The 17,626-nt window shown below is 73.8% G+C and carries 2 protein-coding genes; both read right to left on the bottom strand.

The genetic code is table 11. From position 1 onward, the window contains the following. Positions 1-2 precede the first annotated feature (2 nt). Positions 3-7,076 carry an amino acid adenylation domain-containing protein gene (locus tag WNM05_RS16255; RefSeq protein WP_434628777.1) on the bottom strand — a complete coding sequence of 2,358 codons (7,074 nt, stop codon included), beginning with the start codon at positions 7,074-7,076 and terminating at the stop codon, positions 3-5. After that, positions 7,073-17,614: an amino acid adenylation domain-containing protein gene (locus WNM05_RS16250; protein ID WP_434628775.1), complete on the bottom strand. Its 10,542-nt coding sequence runs from the start codon at positions 17,612-17,614 to the stop codon at positions 7,073-7,075. The genes WNM05_RS16255 and WNM05_RS16250 overlap by 4 nt, the downstream gene beginning before the upstream one ends. Positions 17,615-17,626: the final 12 nt, after the last annotated feature.

The following is a 17,626-nucleotide window of genomic DNA, read 5'->3' as shown; positions in this document are numbered from 1 at the left end:
ATTCACCTTGTCGCCGCCGCCTCCTTGTCTCGCGCCTGTCCTGCCGTCAGCGCGCTGTCCACGCACAGGACGATCCGCTTGGCCAGCTCCGCCGCGTGGGCGGCCGCCACCATCGAGATGTGATCGCCCGGCGCCGCCGCCGTCATGCCGACTTCGCGGCACAATCCTCCCCAGCCCAGCGTGGGGTCGTCGATGCCGTGATCCTGTTCGCTGCGGATCACGCTGAGCGCGCCGTCCCAATAGCTCGGCCGGTAGGCGGAGAAGGCCGCGATGCTGTTCTGGTAAGTCGCCAGCAAATCGTCTATCACCTGCCGCGACGCGTCGGCCGGCAAGGCGCCGGCGGCCTGGAAGCGCGCCAGCATCAAGTCGCGGCGGGCATCGGACGACAGCGTCGCCAGCGCTTCCGGGGCCAGGTCTATCGGCCGGCCGAAATAGCTGCCGGCGGCGTCGGCGATGGAAACGATCCAGTCGATTTCGTCGAAGCCGGCGAACTCGGCGCCGCCGTCCGGCACCGGGGTGTCGATCAGCACCAGCGCGCCGACGGTCCGCCCCTGGCGGCCGAGCAGGCGCGCGGTTTCGAAGGCGACGGCGGAGCCGAAGGAGTGGCCGGCCAGCAGCACCGGGCCCTGCGGCTGATGGCGCGCGATCGCCTGCGCCAGATCGGCGGCCACCGCCTCTATCGTCAGCGCCGCGCCGCGGTCCACCATGTCCGGCTGCGCGCCGACCAGCGCGTAGCGTCCCTCCAGCGCCTGCGCCAGTTCCAGGTAGGCCAGAGGATTGCCGCTGGCGCCCGGCATCAGGAACAGCGGGCGGCCCCGGTCGGCCAGCGGCAGCAGGCTGACGCCGCCTTGCAGCGTCTCGTCGGCCAGCAGCCGGGCCAGGCCGGCCACGGTCGGCTCGGACAGGAAGGCGGTGAACGGCACGCGCCGGCCGAAGCGGGCGCGCAGCCGCGCCATCAGGTCCAGCGCCAGCAGCGAGTGGCCGCCGAGCAGGAAGAAGTTGTCGTCGACGCCTATCGGACTGAGCGCGAACAGCTCCTCCCACAGCTGGGCGATCTCCCGCTCCATCGCGGTGCGCGGCGGCTGGACCACGCGCTCAGGCTGGCGGCACAGCCGCGGCGGCCGCTGCGGCAGGGCGGCGCGGACGCCGTCCAGCGAGGCGTCCTCGTCCGCCAGCGCCGACAACAGTCGGATGAAGGCGTCCAGCAGGCCGGCCGCCTCTTCGGCCGGGATGTACCGCTGGTCGCAGACGAATTCGCAGCGCCAGCCGTCGCCCGGCATGATGAGCAGCGTGACCGGGAAGTGGGTGCGGGCGCCGCGGCCGGCCACCGACACCAGGCGTGCGGCGTCGCCGGAAACCGGCTGCTGCGGGGTGTTGGGATAGTTTTCGAAAATGATCAGGGTGTCGCTCAGGCTGCGGCCCGGCGGCAGTCCCGACCAGGCGTGGATGTCGCCGCCGGCGCACCATTCGTATTGCGAGCGCTCGGCGGCGCCTTCGCCCAGCTGTTCCAGCCAGCGCCAGGCGTCGCCGGCGGCCGGCACCGCCAGCCGCAGCGGCAGGCTGTTGATGAACAGGCCCACCCAGGCCTCGCTGCCTTCTATCTCGGTGGGGCGGCCGGACACGGTGGAGGCGAGCACCACGTCGTCCTGGCCGGAGGCCCAGGCCAGCGTCAGCGCCCAGGCGCCCTGGGCCAGCATGGCCGGGGTGATGCGGCGGCGGCGCGCCAGGTTTTCCAGCTTTTCGGCGCGGGCGGCGTCCAGGGTCTGGCGCAGGTCGGCATAGCCGTGGCCGGGCGCCAGCTCGGGGTCGCGGCGGCCCGGCAGGCTGGGCGTCGCGGCGTCGGCCAGATAGCGCCGCCAGAAGGCCGCCGCCGCTTCGCGGTCGCGGCCGGCCAGCCAGCGGGCGTGGTCGCGCGCGCTGGTCGGGACGGCCTTGCCGCCGGCCGGCTCCATCACCTCGGCCAGCAGGCGCGCCACGCTCCAGCCGTCCAGCAGCGCGTGGTGGTAGGTCCAGACGAACAGCCAGCGCTCGTCGTCCAGGCGCATGGTGGCGAAACGCAGCGGCGCGGCGCTGCCGGCGAAGCCGGCGGCGGCGTCGACCGCCAGCCAGTCGCCGATCCGGCCCTCCTCGTCTTCGGCGCCGTCCGCGCGCCAGTCCAGATGTCGCCAGCCGGCGACGGCCTGGCGGTGCACCACGCACAGCGGTTCGCCGTCGTGGCGCCAGATGAAGCCGCTGCGCAGCGTCTCATGGCGGGCGATCAGGCCGCGCCAGGCCGACTCCAGCGCCGCCGGATCCAGCGGGCCGGCGAAGGTGGCGACGAATTGCTCCACATGCATGCCGCGGCCCGGATGGGCCAGGCTTTCCAGCAGCATGCCGCGCTGCTGGGCGCTGACCGGCAGCAGGTCGTCCAGCGCCTGCGCCGTCAGCGCGTGCTCGGCCAGCAGCGCGTCCAGCTCGCGCTGGCTGTCTATGCCGGACAGCGGGAAGTCGCAGGGCGCGCGGCCGCCGATGGCGTCCGTGTCGGCGTCGGCCAGCGCGGCCATCGCCAGCAGATTGGCGCGGGTGGCGTCCACCCAGGCGGCCGCGGTGGCGGACTCGAGCTGTTCCGCGCTGTGGCGGAAATCGACGCGCAGGCCGTCGGCATCGACGCTGGCGACGATCTCCACCGCGTACGGGCGCGTGCCGGCGGGGTCGGTGCAGACGCCGCTGTCGGCGTCCAGCGGCCGGAACGGGCCGCCCGGCGGCAGGGTGTTGTCGAAACGGCCCAGATAGTTGAAGGCCACCGCCGGCGAGCGGCCGTCGCCGTTGCGCATCCGGCGCGGGGCGGTGCGCACGCTCTGCTTGACCGCCAGCAGGGCCTGGCCCGGCGTCTGCGCCGCGGCGAGGTCCAGCCGCACCGCGGCGATGGCGGTGAACCAGCCGACGGTGCCGGACAGGTCTATGCCGTCGGCTTCGCGGCCGTGCCGTTCCAGCGCCACCGTCAGCGCGTCGCGGCCGAAGGCGTCGCGCAGCCCCAGCATGATGGCGGCCAGCAGCAGTTCGGTCGGCTCGGTGCGGTACGGCGCGTTGGCCGGCCCCAGCAGCAGGGCGGCGGTGTCCGGCGGCAGCAGCAGGCTGGCGATGGCGGTCTGGGATTCCAGGTTGCCGCCTTGCGGATGGTCCAGCGGCGGCAGCGCCGGCGCGGCTTCGGCGGCGGCGGGCGCGGTCTCCGGCTGTTCCGCCAGGTGGGCGGCCCAGTCGCACAGGCCCAGCGCCGGCGGCGTCAGCGGGCGGCCTTGCAGCGCCAGGGCCAGGTCTTCCAGCAGGATGCGCCAGGAGACGCCGTCGACCACCAGGTGGTGGGCGATCAGCACCAGTTGCGGCCAGTCGTCCAGACCTTCCAGCAGCAGGGCGGCCCACACCGGGCCGTGTTCGATGTCCAGGCCGCGCTGGGCGTCGGCGATCAGCCGGCCGGCCTGCTCCTCGTCGGCCACCCGCTCGCGGCGCAGCCGCGGGCTGGCCGCGGCTGCCGGCAACTGCCGCCAGGCGGCGCCGTCGCGGCTGAAGCGTAGGCGCAGCGCGTCGTGGGTCTCTTCCAGCTCGGCCAGCGCGGCTTCCAGGCGCTCGGCCGCGGCCGGTTCCAGCGCCAGGCGCAGCGCCTGGTTCCAGTGGTTGCGGTTGGCCAGCGGCAGTTGGAAGAACCAGTCCTGGATCGGCGTCAGCGGCAGTGGCTGCGAGAATTCGCGGCGGGCCAGGGTTTTCGCCTTGCGGCGCAGCAGGCGGCTTTGCGCGCGCAGGGTCGGGTGGCGCAGCATGTCCTGCGGCCGCAGTTCCCAGTCCTGGCGGGTCAGCCGCATCGCCACCTGCATCGCCATGATGGAGTCGCCGCCCAGTTCGTAGAAGTTGTCGTCCAGGCCGACCCGTTCCGCTTGCAGCACGTCGCGCCAGATCGCGGCCAGCAGGCGCTCCTCGGCGCTGGCCGGCTCCTGGTCCCGTCCGGCCGAGCTTTCGACGGCGGGCTGCGGCAGCGCGCGGCGGTCCAGCTTGCCGTTGCGGGTCAGCGGCAGCGCGTCCAGCGCCACCAGCGCGCCGGGGATCATGTGCTCGGGCAGGCGCGCGGCCAGGAAGTCGCGGACCTCGTCAAGGCTCAGCGGCTCGGACGCCACCACATAGGCCACCAGGCGCTGGATGCCGCCTTGCTTCTGCGGCTCCACCGCGGCCTGGGAGATGGCCGGGTGTTCCTGCAGCCGCGCCTCGACTTCGGCCGGCTCGATGCGGAAGCCGCGTATCTTCACCTGGCGGTCGGCCCGGCCCATGAACTCCAGCAGGCCGTCGGCTCGCCGGCGCATCAGGTCGCCGCTGCGATACATGCGGGCGCCGGGCGCGTCGTTGAACGGATCGGGCAGGAAGCGCTCGGCGCTGAGGTCCGGGCGTCTGATGTAGCCGGCGGAGACCCCGGCACCGCCGATGTACAGCTCGCCGACGGCGCCGGCCGGCACCGGCTCGCGCCGCTTGTCCAGGATGTAGAGCCGGGCGTCGCCGTGGGCGTCGCCGAGCGGCACCGAGCGGGCGTCGGGGCCGACATCGGCCGGCAGGATGCGGTGCAGGGTGGCGAAGACCGTGGTTTCGGTCGGACCGTAGGCGTTGTACACCCGAGCCGGGCCGTTCTCCGCCAGCACCGCGCGCGCGGCGGACACAGACAGCCGGTCGCCGCCGCTGAGCAGATGGTCCAGCCGCGACAGCGTCGCCGGGTGCGCTTCGCACATCTGGTGGAACAGGCCGGCGGTCAGCCAGCAGACGTTGACGCGCCGGCTCTCTATCAGTTCGGCCAGCGCGTCCAGGCTGGGCAGGCCGGGCGGGGCGATCACCAGCCGTGCGCCGGTCAGCAGCGCGCTCCAGATCTCGATCACCGAGGCGTCGAAGCCGGACGGCGCGAACTGCAGGAAGACTTCGCGGCCGCTGCCCGGGGTGGTCGGCATGTCGGCGACGAAGTGCAGCACGTTGCCGTGGCAGACCACCACGCCCTTGGGCCGGCCGGTGGAGCCGGACGTGAACATCACGTAGGCGGGCGAGGCGGCGTCGACGGCGGGCAGCTCGACCTCGCCGCCGGCGGCGGCGGCGCGGGCGTCGAAGGCTTCCGCGAAATGGCGGGCCAGCGCGGCGCCGGCGTCGTCGCTGAACACCAGGCGGGCGGCGCCGGAGTCCTCCAGCATCTCCTCCACGCGGGACGGCGGCAGGTCGGGCGCCAGCGGCATATAGCCGCCGCCGGCGGCCAGGATGGCCAGCATGCCGACGATGAAGTCGCCGGAGCGTTCGCCCGACAGCGCGACGATTTCGCCCGGGCGCAGGCCGGAGCGGAGCAGGCTGCCCGCCAGCGCGCGGGCGCGGTCACGCAGCTCGCCGTAGCCCAGTTCGGCGTCGGGTCCGGCGTGTTGCCATTGCGCGGGCAGGGTCAGGGCGGGGCGCTCGGGATGGGCATCGGCCGCCTGGAGGAAGCGCCGCCAGAGGTCGCCGGCGCCGTCCAGGGCTTTCGGGCTGCGCCTGGGGCTCAGCAGCGCCCGGCGCTCGTCGGCGTCCAGCATGGCCAGTTCGGACAGCGGCCGCTCCGGCGACGCCACCGCGGCGGCGGCGAGGCGCACCAGATGCCCGAGCAGGCGCCGCATGGCGGGCTCGTCGAAGCGGGCGGTGCTGTATTCCAGCGCCAGCGCCAGGCGATCGTCCGCCTCGTCCACCGCCAGGAACAGTTCGAACTTGGCGGTATGGCCGGCGATCGGCAGCGGCCGGACTTCCAGGCCGGCGAAGTCCAGCCGGTTTTGCACGGCGTTCTGCAGCGCGATCATCACCTGGAACAGCGCCGGACGGTCGTCGGGCGCCACGGCCTCGGCCAGGATGCGTTCGGCCGGCACCTCGGCGTGGGAGAAGGCTTCGGCGGCGGTGTCGGCCACGCGCCGCAGCAGCTGCGCGAACGAAGGATTGCCGTCCAGGTCCAGTCGCAGCGGCAGGCGGCCGGCGAACAGGCCGATCACGTCCTGCAGCTCGGCGCGGCTGCGGCCGGCGATGGCGGTGCCCAGCACCAGATCGGTCTCGCCGGTGTAGCGGTGCAGCAGCGCGGCGAAGGCGGCGGCCAGCGCGCTGAACAGCGTGGTGCCGGCCTGCCTGGCCAGCCGGCGCAGGCCGCCGGCGGTGGCGGCGTCCAGCTCGGCGTGCAGCTCGGCGCCGGCGAAATCGATGTCCGGCGCGGCCGCGCGGTCGCTGGGCAGCTCGAGCGGCGCCGGCAGATTGGCCAGCGCGCGTCGCCAGTAGTCCAGGTCGGCGCGGTCGCCGCCCTCGCGGCGGCGCGCGTCCTGCCATTGCGCGAAATCCGGATAGCCGAGCGGGGCGGGGCCCAGGTCCGCGGGGGCGGAGACGGCGCCCGGCCGGTAGAGACGGCTCAGCTCCCGCACCATGATGTCTATGCTCCAGCCATCGGACATGATGTGGTGCGGCGTCAGGATCAGCACATGTTCGTCCGGCGCCAGCCGCAACAGCCTGGCGCGCAGCAGCGGCGGGGCGGCCAGGTCGAAGGCCTGCTCGGCCTCGGCGGCCAGCAAGGCGGCGACGCCGGCTTCGCGCTCGGCCTCGTCCTGCGCCGACAGGTCGGTCAGCGGCAGCTCGAAGCTCACCGCCGGCAGCGCCAGCTGCATCGGGACGTCGTCGACCAGCCGGATCGCGCAGCGCAAGGCCTCGTGGCGGTCGACCAGCGCCTGCAGCGCGGCGCGCAGCGCGCCGGCGTCCAGCGGGCCCTTCAGGCTGAGGGCGCCGGGGATCAGGAAGGCGTGGCCGCCGCCGTTCTGCTCGGCCATCCACACCGCGTGCTGCTGCGGCGACAGCGGCACCGGCTGGCCGGCGGGCAGCTCGCGCCGGACGATGGCGGTCTCCGCCGCCGCGTCCTTGTCCAGCAGCGTCAGCAGGGTTTCGCGGCGCGCCGCCAGTTCGGCCTTCAGCGGCTCGGTCAGCCGGCCCTTCGGGGCGCGGAAGCGCAATTGGCCTTGTTCCGCCCAGACGCTGATGCCCAGGCTGTTCAGTTCGGCCAGCAGGCGTATCGCTTCGGCGCTCATAGTGCTCCCTCCTCGTATTCTTCCGCGTCGTCGGCGACGGCCGCGGCGGCGCCCTGCAGCGCGGCGATGGCGGCGGCCAGCAGCCGCACGGTCGGCGCCTGCAGCACCAGGCCCACCGACAGCGGCAGTCCGGTTGCGCCGCGCAGCTTGGCGATGACGCGGGTGGCGACCAGGCTGTCTCCGCCCAGTTCAAAGAAATTGTCGTCGGGGCCGATGCCGGGCAGGGCCAGGGTTTCGGCCAGGGCCTGCGCGACGAGGGCTTCGATGGGGTTGGCGTAGCCGGCGACGTCCACCGGCGAGGCCGGCGCGGCTTCGGTCTCGCCGCCGCGCGCGGTCCAGCGGTCCAGCCTGTCCTGCAGCCGGCCGGCGCTGGCCAGCACCCGTCCGCTCAGGCCCGCGGCGATCGCCTGTTCGGCCAGCGCCACGCCCTGTTCCTCGCTCAGCGCCGGATCGTTGCCGGCCGGCTCGTCGAAGCGCCAGCCGTCGAAGGCCAGCGCCAGCCAGCGGGTGTCGCCGTCTCGGCTTTGCCGCTCGGCGAACACTTCCAGCCAGCGGTTGCCGGCGGCGTAGGCGGCGAAGCCGAGGCCGCCCAGCACGGTGGACAGCGACGAGCACAGCAGCACATGGTCCAGCGGCAGGCCTTGCAGCGCCTCGGCCAGATGGAGGCTGCCGTCGCGTTTGGCGGCCCAGATGGCGGCGCTTTCGTCGGCCCCGGTCTCCAGGATGGGACGGTGGGCGGCGTCGCCGGCGATGCCGGCGGCGTGGATCACCGCGTCCAGCCGGCCGAAGCGCGCCCGCGCGGCCTCCACGGCCCGGCGGGCGACGCCGGGCTCGGCGATGTCGCCGGCCAGCGGCAGCACCTCGGCGCCCAGCGCGCGCAATTCCAGCAGGCGCGGATCGTCGTCGGCCGGGACGCGGCGTCCCAGCAGCGCGAGCTTGGCGTCGCCGGCGGCGGCCAGCCGGCGGGCGAAGGCCATGCCGACATTGCCGAAGCCGCCGGTGATCAGCGTCGCCGCGCCGGCTTTCGGCGCCGGGGCGGCCGGCACGTCCAGCGGGCTGAGGCTGGGCGCGCGGCGGCGGCCGTCGCTGAGCACCAGCACCGCCGGTCCCGAGGCCAGGCATTCGTCGGCCAGCGCGGTCAGCTGGCGCGGACGCCGGGCCGGGTCGCCGCCGGCCAGGTCGATCTGGCGCAGCGCCAGTTCCGGCAGCTCCTGGCCGATGGCCAGCGCGGCGGCGGCGGTCATCGCGGCGTCGGCGTCGGCGTTCTCGTCGTCCAGCTGCGCGTTGCGGGTGACCACCAGCAGCCGGGCCGGCTGGCCCGCCAGCTGGCCGGCCAGCCGCGCCAGCGCGTCGAAGTCGGGCGTCAGCGCCACCAGGAGCTCGATGTCGCTCTGCGCCGGCAATTCGCGCCAGCAATGGGTTTCGACGCCGCGTGCGCGCAGCTTGCCGGCCAGCGCGTCGGCCAGCGCCGCGTCGCCGCCGACGATGGCGGCGCGTTGCAGCGGCCGCATTTCCGGCGCCTCGGCATAGCGCCAGTCCAGCAGCGCCAGGTGGGCGCCGGCCCGGTCCTGGGCCGGGGCGGCGGCGTTTTGCGCCAGCCAGTGGCGCTTGCGGTTGAACGGATAGGTCGGCAGCGGCACGCGGCGCGGCGGCTCGGCCTGTTGCAGCGCGCGCCAGTCCGGCGCGCAGCCGGCCTGCCACAGCTGGCCGACGGCGGCCAGCAGCGCGCGGCGGCCGTTCTCGGCGCCGGCGCGCGGCAGCGCGGCGACGGCGGCGACGCCGGCCTGGCGGGCGAAGCCGGCCAGCGTGCGGCCGGGGCCGACCTCCAGCACCAGCGCGCCGCGCTGGCGCGCCTGTTCCAGCGCCTGGGCGAACAGCACCGGCTGGCGGATCTGCCGCGCCCAGCGGCCGGCGTCCAGCGCGTCCTCGGCGCTCAGCCAGCCGCCGCTCAGATTGGTCAGGATGGGCAGGCCGGGGGCCGCGGTTTTCAGGCCGTCCAGCTGGCGCGCGAATGCCGCCGCGGCCTCGTCCATCAGCGGCGAGTGGAAGGCGTAGCCGGTGTCCAGGCGCTGATGGTCTACGCCTTGCTCGCCCAGGGCGGCGGCGAAGCGGTCGATCGCGTCCGCCGGGCCGGCGACCACGGTCAGTTCCGGCGCGTTGCAGGCGGCGATGGCCAGCTCCGCCGGCAGCATCGCCCGCAGCGCGTCGGCCGGCAGCGCCGCCTGCAGCATGCCGCCGGCCGGGCTCTCGTGCATCAGCCGGCCGCGCAGCGCCACCAGCCGCAGCGCGTCGCCCAGTTGCAGCAGGCCGGCCAGCGCGGCGGCGGTGATCTCGCCGAGGCTGTGGCCGACCAGGGCGGCGGGGCGCAGGCCCCAGGCCTGCAGCAGCGTGGCCAGCGCGTATTCCATGATGAACAGCGCCGGCTGGGCGATGTCGGTGCGGGCCAGCAGCGCGTCGGCGTCGGCCGGCGGCTCAGGCGAGAAGACCGCGGCGCGCAGCGTGGCGGCCAGGTCCTTGTCCAGCAGCGAGAGGCAGGTTTCCACCGTCTGGCGGAACAGCGGCTCTTCGGCGAACAGGCCCGCGCCCATCGCCGCGCGCTGGCTGCCCTGGCCGGGGAAGGCGAACCACAGCTCCGGCGCGGCGGCGGCCTCGCGCGGCGGCGTCGCGCCGGCCAGCGCCTCGACGGCGGAGGCGGCGTCGTCGGCGGCCACGGCCAGGCGCCACGGCAGTTCGCGGCGGCCGGTCTGCAGCGTCCAGGCGGTGGCGGCCAGGTCGGCGCCGGGCTGGGCCAGCGCGGACTGCAGCCGCTCGCTCAGCCGCGCCAGGCTGTCGCCGTCGTTGGCGGACAGGACGAGCAGCTGGGCGCCGGCCGGGCCGGTCGCCGCGTCGGCGCGCGGCGGCTGCTCGACGATGCAGTGGGCGTTGGTGCCGCCTATGCCGAAGGAACTGACGCCGGCGCGGCGCGGACGCTCGCCCGGCTCCCAGGCCTGGGCGGCGGTGGCCACCTGGAGACGGCTGCCGGTTTCTTCCAGCAAGGTGTTCGCTTGTTCGACGTGCAGGCTGGCCGGGATGACGCCGCGCTCGACGGTCAGCGCGGCTTTGATCAGGCCGGCGACGCCGGCGGCGGCGTCTAGGTGGCCGATGCCGGATTTCAGCGAACCTATCAGGCAGGCGCCGCCGTCCTTGCCCAGCGCGGCGTTCAGCGCGCTCAGCTCCACCTGGTCGCCCAGGCGGGTGCCGGTGCCGTGGGTTTCGACGTAGCCGATGTCCTCGCCGCGGAGGCCGGCGTTCTGCAGCGCGGCGCGCAGCACGTTTTCCTGGCCGGCAACGGACGGCGCGGAGAAGCCCACCTTGTCGTCGCCGTCGTTGTTGATGGCGATGCCGCGTATCACCGCGCGGATCGGGTCGCCGTCGGCCAGCGCGCGCGACAGGCGCTTCAGCACCACCAGGCCGGCGCCGTTGCCGGGCACGGTGCCGGCGGCGGCGTTGTCGAAGGCGCGGCAGCGGCCGTCAGGCGACAGGATGGAGCCTTCCTCGTACAGATAGCCGACACGTTGCGGCACGGCCACCGAGATGCCGCCGGCCAGCGCGGCGTCGCATTCGCCGGACAGCACCGAGCGTATCGCCAGCGACACCGCCACCAGCGACGTGGAGCAGGCGGTCTGCACGCCGATGGCCGGGCCGGTCAGGCCCAGCTTGTAGGCGGCGCGGCTGGCCAGGTAGTCCTTGTCGTTGGAGAACAGCGCGCGAAACAGCTCGCTGTCGGCCAGCGTGTGGTTCTTCAGCACGCCCAGCGCGTAGGTGCTGACCGAGCCGCCGGCGAACACGCCGATGCGGCCGCCGGCGCGCGCCGGGTCCAGGCCGGCGCTTTCCAGCGCCTCCCAGGCGGTTTCCAGCAACAGCCGGCCCTGCGGGTCGATCAGCGCGGCGTCGGCCGGGCTGTAGCCGAACAGCTTCTCGTCGAACTGGTCTATGCCTTCCAGCACGCCGGCGAACGGCACGTAGCCGGGGTGGTCGAGCAGCGCCGGATCGGCGCCGTCGGCCAGCGCTTCCTCGCGGCTGATTTCGCGCACGCCGCTGCGGCCGGCCAAGAGGTTGTCCCACAAGGCCTCGACGCTGTCGGCGCCGGGGAAGCGGCCGGCCATGCCTATGATGGCGATGGCGTCGTCGCCGCCGGCGTGGCGCGCGGCGGCGGCCCGGGGCGCGGCCTGGTCACGGCCGTCGGGCGCCAGATGGGCGGCGAGGGCGGCGATGGTCGGATGGCGCAACAGGTCCACCAGCGTCGGTGCCGGGTCGAACAGCGCCTTCAGCCGCGAATGGACCTTGATCATCAGCAGCGAGTTGCCGCCGGCTTCGAAGAAGTTGGCGCGCGTGTCTATGGACGCGAGGCCCAGCACTTCGCACCAGATCGCCGACAGCTGGCGCTCCACCTCGCCGGCCGGACCATGGCCGGCGGCCGCGGCGGCCGGCTGCGCCAGCAGGGCCAGCAGCGCCCGGCGGTCGGTCTTGCCGCTGCTGGTCAGCGGGAAGGCCGGCAGCGGCATGATGACCGACGGAATCATGATCTCGGGCAGGCGGGCGGCGATCTCGCGGCGCAGCGCGGCCACGTCGATGCCGCCGCCCGGCGCCAGCAGGAAGGCGACCAGGCGCTGCGATTCGGCGTCGTGGCCGGTCACCAGCACGGTGGCGTCGCCGACGCCCGGGTACTGGCGCAGCACCGATTCGATTTCGCCCAGCTCGATGCGGAAGCCGCGCAGCTTGATCTGGTTGTCGCGGCGGCCGACGTATTCTATCCAGCCGCCGTCGCACCAGCGGCCGATGTCGCCGCTGCGATAGAGCAGGCCGCCCGGACGCTGGTCCAGCGTGTCGGGCAGGAAGCGCTCGGCGCTCAATTCCGGCCGGTTCAGATAGCCGTGCGCCACCTGGACGCCGGCGATGCAGATCTCGCCGGGCACGCCGACCGGCATCTCCATGCCGTTTTCGTCGAGGATGTGGACGCGGCTGTTGGCGATCGGGCGGCCGATGGGCAGCGGCTGGCCGCGCTCGCTCGGATCGCACGGCCACATCGTCATCTCGATGCAGGTTTCGGTCGGGCCGTACATATTGAACAGCCGGGCGTGGCCTATCCAGTCGTGGAAGCGGTCGCGCAGCTGCGGGGGCAGCGTTTCGCCGCTGGTGAACACCTGGCGCAGCGAGGCGCAGCGCGCGGCGTCGACCTCGGCCAGGAAGACGGCCAGCATCGACGGCACGAAGTGCATGTGGGTGATGCCGCTCGTCTCGATCAGCTCGCTCAGGTATTCGTGGTCGCGCTGGCCGCCCTGGCGGGCCATCACCAGCGTGGCGCCGTTGGCCAGCGGCCAGAAGAATTCCCAGACCGACACGTCGAAGCTGGCGCTGGTCTTCTGCAGCACCTTGTCGCCGGCGGCCAGGCCGAAGGCCGACTGGCCCCAGAGCAGGCGGTTGACCACGCCGACATGCGGCACCAGCACGCCCTTGGGCTTGCCGGTGGAGCCGGAGGTGTAGATCACGTAGGCGAGGTCGTCGACGCTGCGCTCGATTTCCGGCAGCGCCCCGGCCCCGGCCTCGTCGACCGGCGCGATTTCCGGCAGCGGGGCGCTCAGCCAGCCGGTGCTGCCCGGATAGGCGACGATGGCGACCGGCGCGGCGTCCTCGACGATGTAGGACAGCCGTTCGTGCGGCAGCTCGGGGGCCAGCGGCAGATAGCCGGCGCCGCTGCGCAGGACGGCGACCAGCGCCATCGGCAGATCCAGGCCGCGCGGCAGGTGGACCGCCACCAGCTTGCCGGGGCCGGCGCCCAGCCGGCGCAGGCGGGCAGCCAGCGCGTCGGCGCGCGCCATCAGCGCGGCGTAGTCCAGCGAGCCGTCCTCGGCCTCGACCGCGCAGGCATCAGGCGTGCGCCGTGCCTGTTCGGCGATCAGCGTGTCGATGTGGACGGCCGGGCCGAAGTCGACGTCGGTGCGGTTCCAGGCCGCGACCTGTTCGCGGTCCTCTGCGTTGACGATGGGCGCCAGCCACAGCGAGCGGTCCGGCTCGGCGCCGGCTTCCAGCAGCATCTGCAGCGCCGCGCCCATGCGGGCGATGTGCCGCGGCGCGAACAGGTCGGTGCGGTAGACCAGGCTGGCGGCGATTTCGGCGCCGTCGTCCTCCACGTACAGGCCCAGCTCGAACTGGGCGGCGCCGGCGTCCACCGGCAGCGGCGCCATCGTCAGGCCGTCCACGGTGTGGCGGCGATCGTCGGTGTGCTGGTAGTTGAACAGCACCTGGAACAGCGGCGTGCGGTCGGCGTCGTGCGCCGGGCGCAGTTCGTCGACCAGGCGCTTGAACGGCAGGCCCTGGTGGGCGAACGCTTCCAGGCTGCGGGTCTTGGTGCGCGCCAGCAGCGACAGGAAGTCGCAGTCGCCGGACAGGTCGGCGCGCAGCGCCAGCGTGTTGACGAAGCAGCCCACGGTGTCGTGCACGTCCAGGCCGTCTCGGCCGGACACCGGCACGCCGACGGCGAAGTCGCGCTGGCCGCTCCAGCGCGCCAGCAGCATCTGGAACGCCGCCAGCATCACCATGAAGCGGCTGGCGCCGGCCTGCTGCGCCAGCTGGTCCATCCGGGCGCACAGCGCCGCCGGCACGGTGAAGCGGTATTCGGCGGCGGCGTTGTCGGTTTGCGCCGGGCGGGCGTGGTCCAGCGGCAGTTCCAGCGCGGGCACGTCGGCCAGCGCCTGGCGCCAGTAGGCCAGGTCGGCCTGGCTTTGCTCGTCGTGCAGGCGGGCGGACTCGGCGCGGGCGTAGTCGGCGTAGCGCGGGGCGGCGGGCAGGTCGGCCTCCCGGCCGGCGGCCAGTGCGGCGTAGATCTGCGCCAGCTCGCGCCACAGGATGCCTATGGACCAGCCGTCGGCGACGATGTGGTGCAGCGACAGGCTGAGCGCGTGGCTTTGCGGCGCCAGCGCGAACAGCCGGGCGCGCAGCAGCGGCGCCCGCGTCAGGTCGAACGGCGTGAGGGCCTCGGTCTCCAGCCGGTCCCGCAGCGCCTGCTGCCGGGCCTCTTCGTCCAGCCGGCTCAGGTCCTCGACCGGCAGCGCCAGCGGCTCGGCGGCCTCGGCGAACTGGCGCGGTTCGCCGTCGATCAGGTCGAAGCGGCTGCGCAGGATCTCATGGCGCTGCAGCAGGGTGTCCAGCGTGCGCTGCAACAGCTCCGGCCTCAGCGGGCCGTCGATGCGGATCGCGCCGGACAGCACGTAGGCGGTGCTGGCCGGCGAGAGCTGGTGGATGAACCACATGCCGGTCTGCGAGGCGGACAGCGGCGCGGCGTCGTCGCCGGCGATCGCGACTGCCGGCGTTTCGGCCTGGCCGCGCGTCGAGGCCAGCGCCGCTTCGATGCGGGCGGCCAGCGCGCGCAGCGCCGGCGAGTCGAACAGCGTGGTCATCGGCAGGCGGATGCCGAAGCGCTTGCCCAGCCGCGACGTGACGCGGGTGGCCAGCAGCGAATGGCCGCCGAGCGCGAAGAAGTCGTCGTGGCGGCCGACCCGGTCGATTTCGAACAGTTCCTGCCACAGCTCGGCGATGGCGGTCTCGATCTCGCCCTGCGGCGCCTCGTAGGCCTGCAGCGCCAGATCCTGCTGGCCGACCGCGGGCAGCGCGCGCCGGTCCACCTTGCCGTTCGGCGTCATCGGCAGCGCGTCCAGCGTCACGAAGGCGCTGGGCAGCATGACCTCGGCCAGCGTGCGCGCCAGCTCCTCGCGCAACTGCGCGGCGGTGGGCGCGGCGCCGGCCGCGGGCACCAGATAGGCCACCAGCCGCTTGTCGCCCGGCGCGTCCTCGCGGACGATGACCACCGCGTCGCGGACGCCGTCGCAGCGGCACAGCTGGGCTTCGATCTCGCCCAGTTCGAGCCGCTGGCCGCGTATCTTCACCTGCAGGTCGTTGCGGCCCAGGTATTGCAGCGAGCCGTCCGGCAGCCAGCGGCCCAGGTCGCCGCTGCGGTACATGCGCTCGCCGGGGCGGAACGGGTCGGCCAGGAAGCGCTCGGCGTTCAGCTCGGGCCGGTTCAGGTAGCCGCGGGTCACGCAATCGCCGGCGATGTAGAGCTCGCCGACTTCGCCCGGGGCCAGCAGGCGGCCGGCCTCGTCCATCAAATAGACCCGGGTGTTGGCCATAGGGCGGCCGATGTGCGGCATCTCGCCGGCCTCGTGCAATTCGCAGTAGGTGGAGTCCACCGTGCACTCGGTCGGGCCGTAGGTGTTGTAGATCAGACAGTCGTCGATGGCGCGCAGCCGCTTCCAGGTGTGCTCGGAAATGGCTTCGCCGCCGATCAGCACGCAGCGGGGCACATGGCCGGACTCGCCGAAGCCGGCGGCCAGCAGCGGCTCCATGATCGCCGGCGTGCAGTCCAGCGCGTCGAGCTTGTGTTCGTCGAGGAAGGCCAGCAGGGCCGGCGCGTCGGCGCGCAGCTCGGTGGGAATGATGTACAGGCAGTGGCCGTCCAGCATTTGCAGCAGCGGCTCCAGCGACGCGTCGAACGATATCGGGGCGTTCAGGCTGTGGCGGCTGCCCGGCGGCAGCGCGGCCAGCAGCGGCTTCAGCGCGGCCTGCAGATTGAGCAGCGAGCGGTGTTCCACCATCACGCCCTTGGGGCGGCCGGTGGAGCCCGAGGTGTACAACACGTAGGCGAGGTGGTCGGGGGTCAGGCCGATGTCGGCGTCGTCCGGGTCGCCGTCCGGCAAGCCGGCCAGCGCGTCGGCGAGTTCGGCGGAATCCAGCGCCAGCACGCGCGCGGCCGCGCCGGCCAGGCGCGGCGCCAGTTCGCTCTCGGTCAGCAGGATCTGCGCGCCGCTGTCTGCGAGCATGAATTCCAGCCGTTCCTGCGGGTAGACCGGGTCCAGCGGCACATAGGCGCCGCCGGCCTTCAGCACCGCCCACAGCGCGATCAGCTGGTCGAAGCCGCGTTCGAAATGCAGGGCCACGCGGCTGTCGGGCGCGACGCCCAGCGCGCGCAGATGGTGGGCCAGCCGATTGGCCTGGCGGTTCAGCGAGGCGAAGTCCATCTGGCGGCCGTCATGCCACAGCGCCGGCGCATCGGGCGCGAGCGCGGCCCGGCGGGCCAGTTGATTATGGATCAGCGGGGTGTCGGGCAGCGCGAGCGCGGTGTCGTTGAAGCGGTCCAGCTGTTCGCGTTCGGCGGCGCTGGCCAGCCGCTGGGTCGGCGCGGCGGCGAGCAGGGCGCGCAGCGGCTGCGCGCGGGCGGTCGGCAGCCGGGTCAGCAGCGCCGCGTAGCGCTCGGCCAGCCAGGCGATGGTTTCGGCGCGGAACAGCGCGCTGTCGTAGTCCAGCGTCAGCGCGTAGCCGTCGTCGGTTTCATCGACTTCCAGCGACAGGTCGGCCTTGGCGTCGCCGTCCGGCAGCGTAAGGGTTTCGGCCCGCAGGCCGGCCATGTCCAGCGGCAGCGCCGGCGGGTTCAGCGAGAACATGGTCTGGACCAGCGGCGTGCGGCTGCGGTCCTGCGGCCGGCGCAGGCGCTGAACCAGGCGGTCGAAAGGCGCGCCGGAGAAGGCCAGCGAGTCGCGCCAGACGTCGCGCATCGCGAGCAGGACCTGCTCGACGCTGGGGTCGCCGTCCAGCTGGAAGCGCAGCGCCGAGGTCTCGGCGAACATGCCCACCACTTCGGCCAGCGCCGGATCATTGCGCGTGCTGACCGGGCTGCCGATCGCGAAGTCGTCCTGGCCGCACCAGCCGGCCAGCGTCATGCCCCAGGCGGCCAGCAGCACGGCGAACGGCGTGGTCCCCAGTTCGCGGGCCAGCGCGGCGGACGCGGCGCGGACATCGGCGGACAGGCCGAGCGTATGGCGCGCGCCCTTGGCCTCGCGCAGCGCCGGACGGGGAAAGTCGGTAGGCGGCTGCAGGTCGGGCACGCCGGCCAGCCGCTCTTCCCAGGCCGCCAGCAGCGCCTCGCTCTTCGGGCTGGCCAGCTGTTCCTGCTGCCATTCGGCGAAGTCGGCGAACTGCAGCGGCAGCTCGGCCAACGCCGGCCGGGCCGGGTCGAGGCGGTGGGCGTAGGCGCGCGCCAGGTCCTGCATCAACAGGCCCAGCGACGGGCCATCGCAGACGATGTGATGGATGGCCAGCGCCAGCAGCCAGTCGTCGTCGGCCAGGCGGAACAGCGCGGCGCGCAGCAGCGGCGGGCGGTCCAGCGCGAACGGCCGGCGCGCCAGGTCGGCGGCGCCGTCCAGCGCCTGGCGCAGCGCCTCGTCTTGCGGCAGCGCGCCCAGGTCGAAGCGCGCCAGCGGCAGGACGGCGGCCGGTTCTATCGCCTGCATCGGCACGCCGTCCACGTCGATGAAGCCGGTGCGCAGGGTCTCGTGCCGGGCCAGGCAGTCGTCCAGCGCCTGTTGCAGCGCCTCCGGCCGCATCGCGCCGGACAGGCGCAGCGCGCCGGCGATGGTGTAGTTGCTGCGTTCGCCTTCCAAGCCGCAGACCAGCCACAAGCGTTGTTGCGCCGCCGATGCGTCGCACAGGAAAACTTCGTTTTCCATGCTGTTGTCTTG

This window comes from Chromobacterium sp. CV08 (genome assembly GCF_051129845.1).
In the GTDB taxonomy this organism is placed as follows: Bacteria; Pseudomonadota; Gammaproteobacteria; order Burkholderiales; family Chromobacteriaceae; genus Chromobacterium.
The sequence above is the reverse complement of the archived record's forward strand: the minus strand, read 5'-3'. Positions and strand labels throughout refer to the sequence as shown.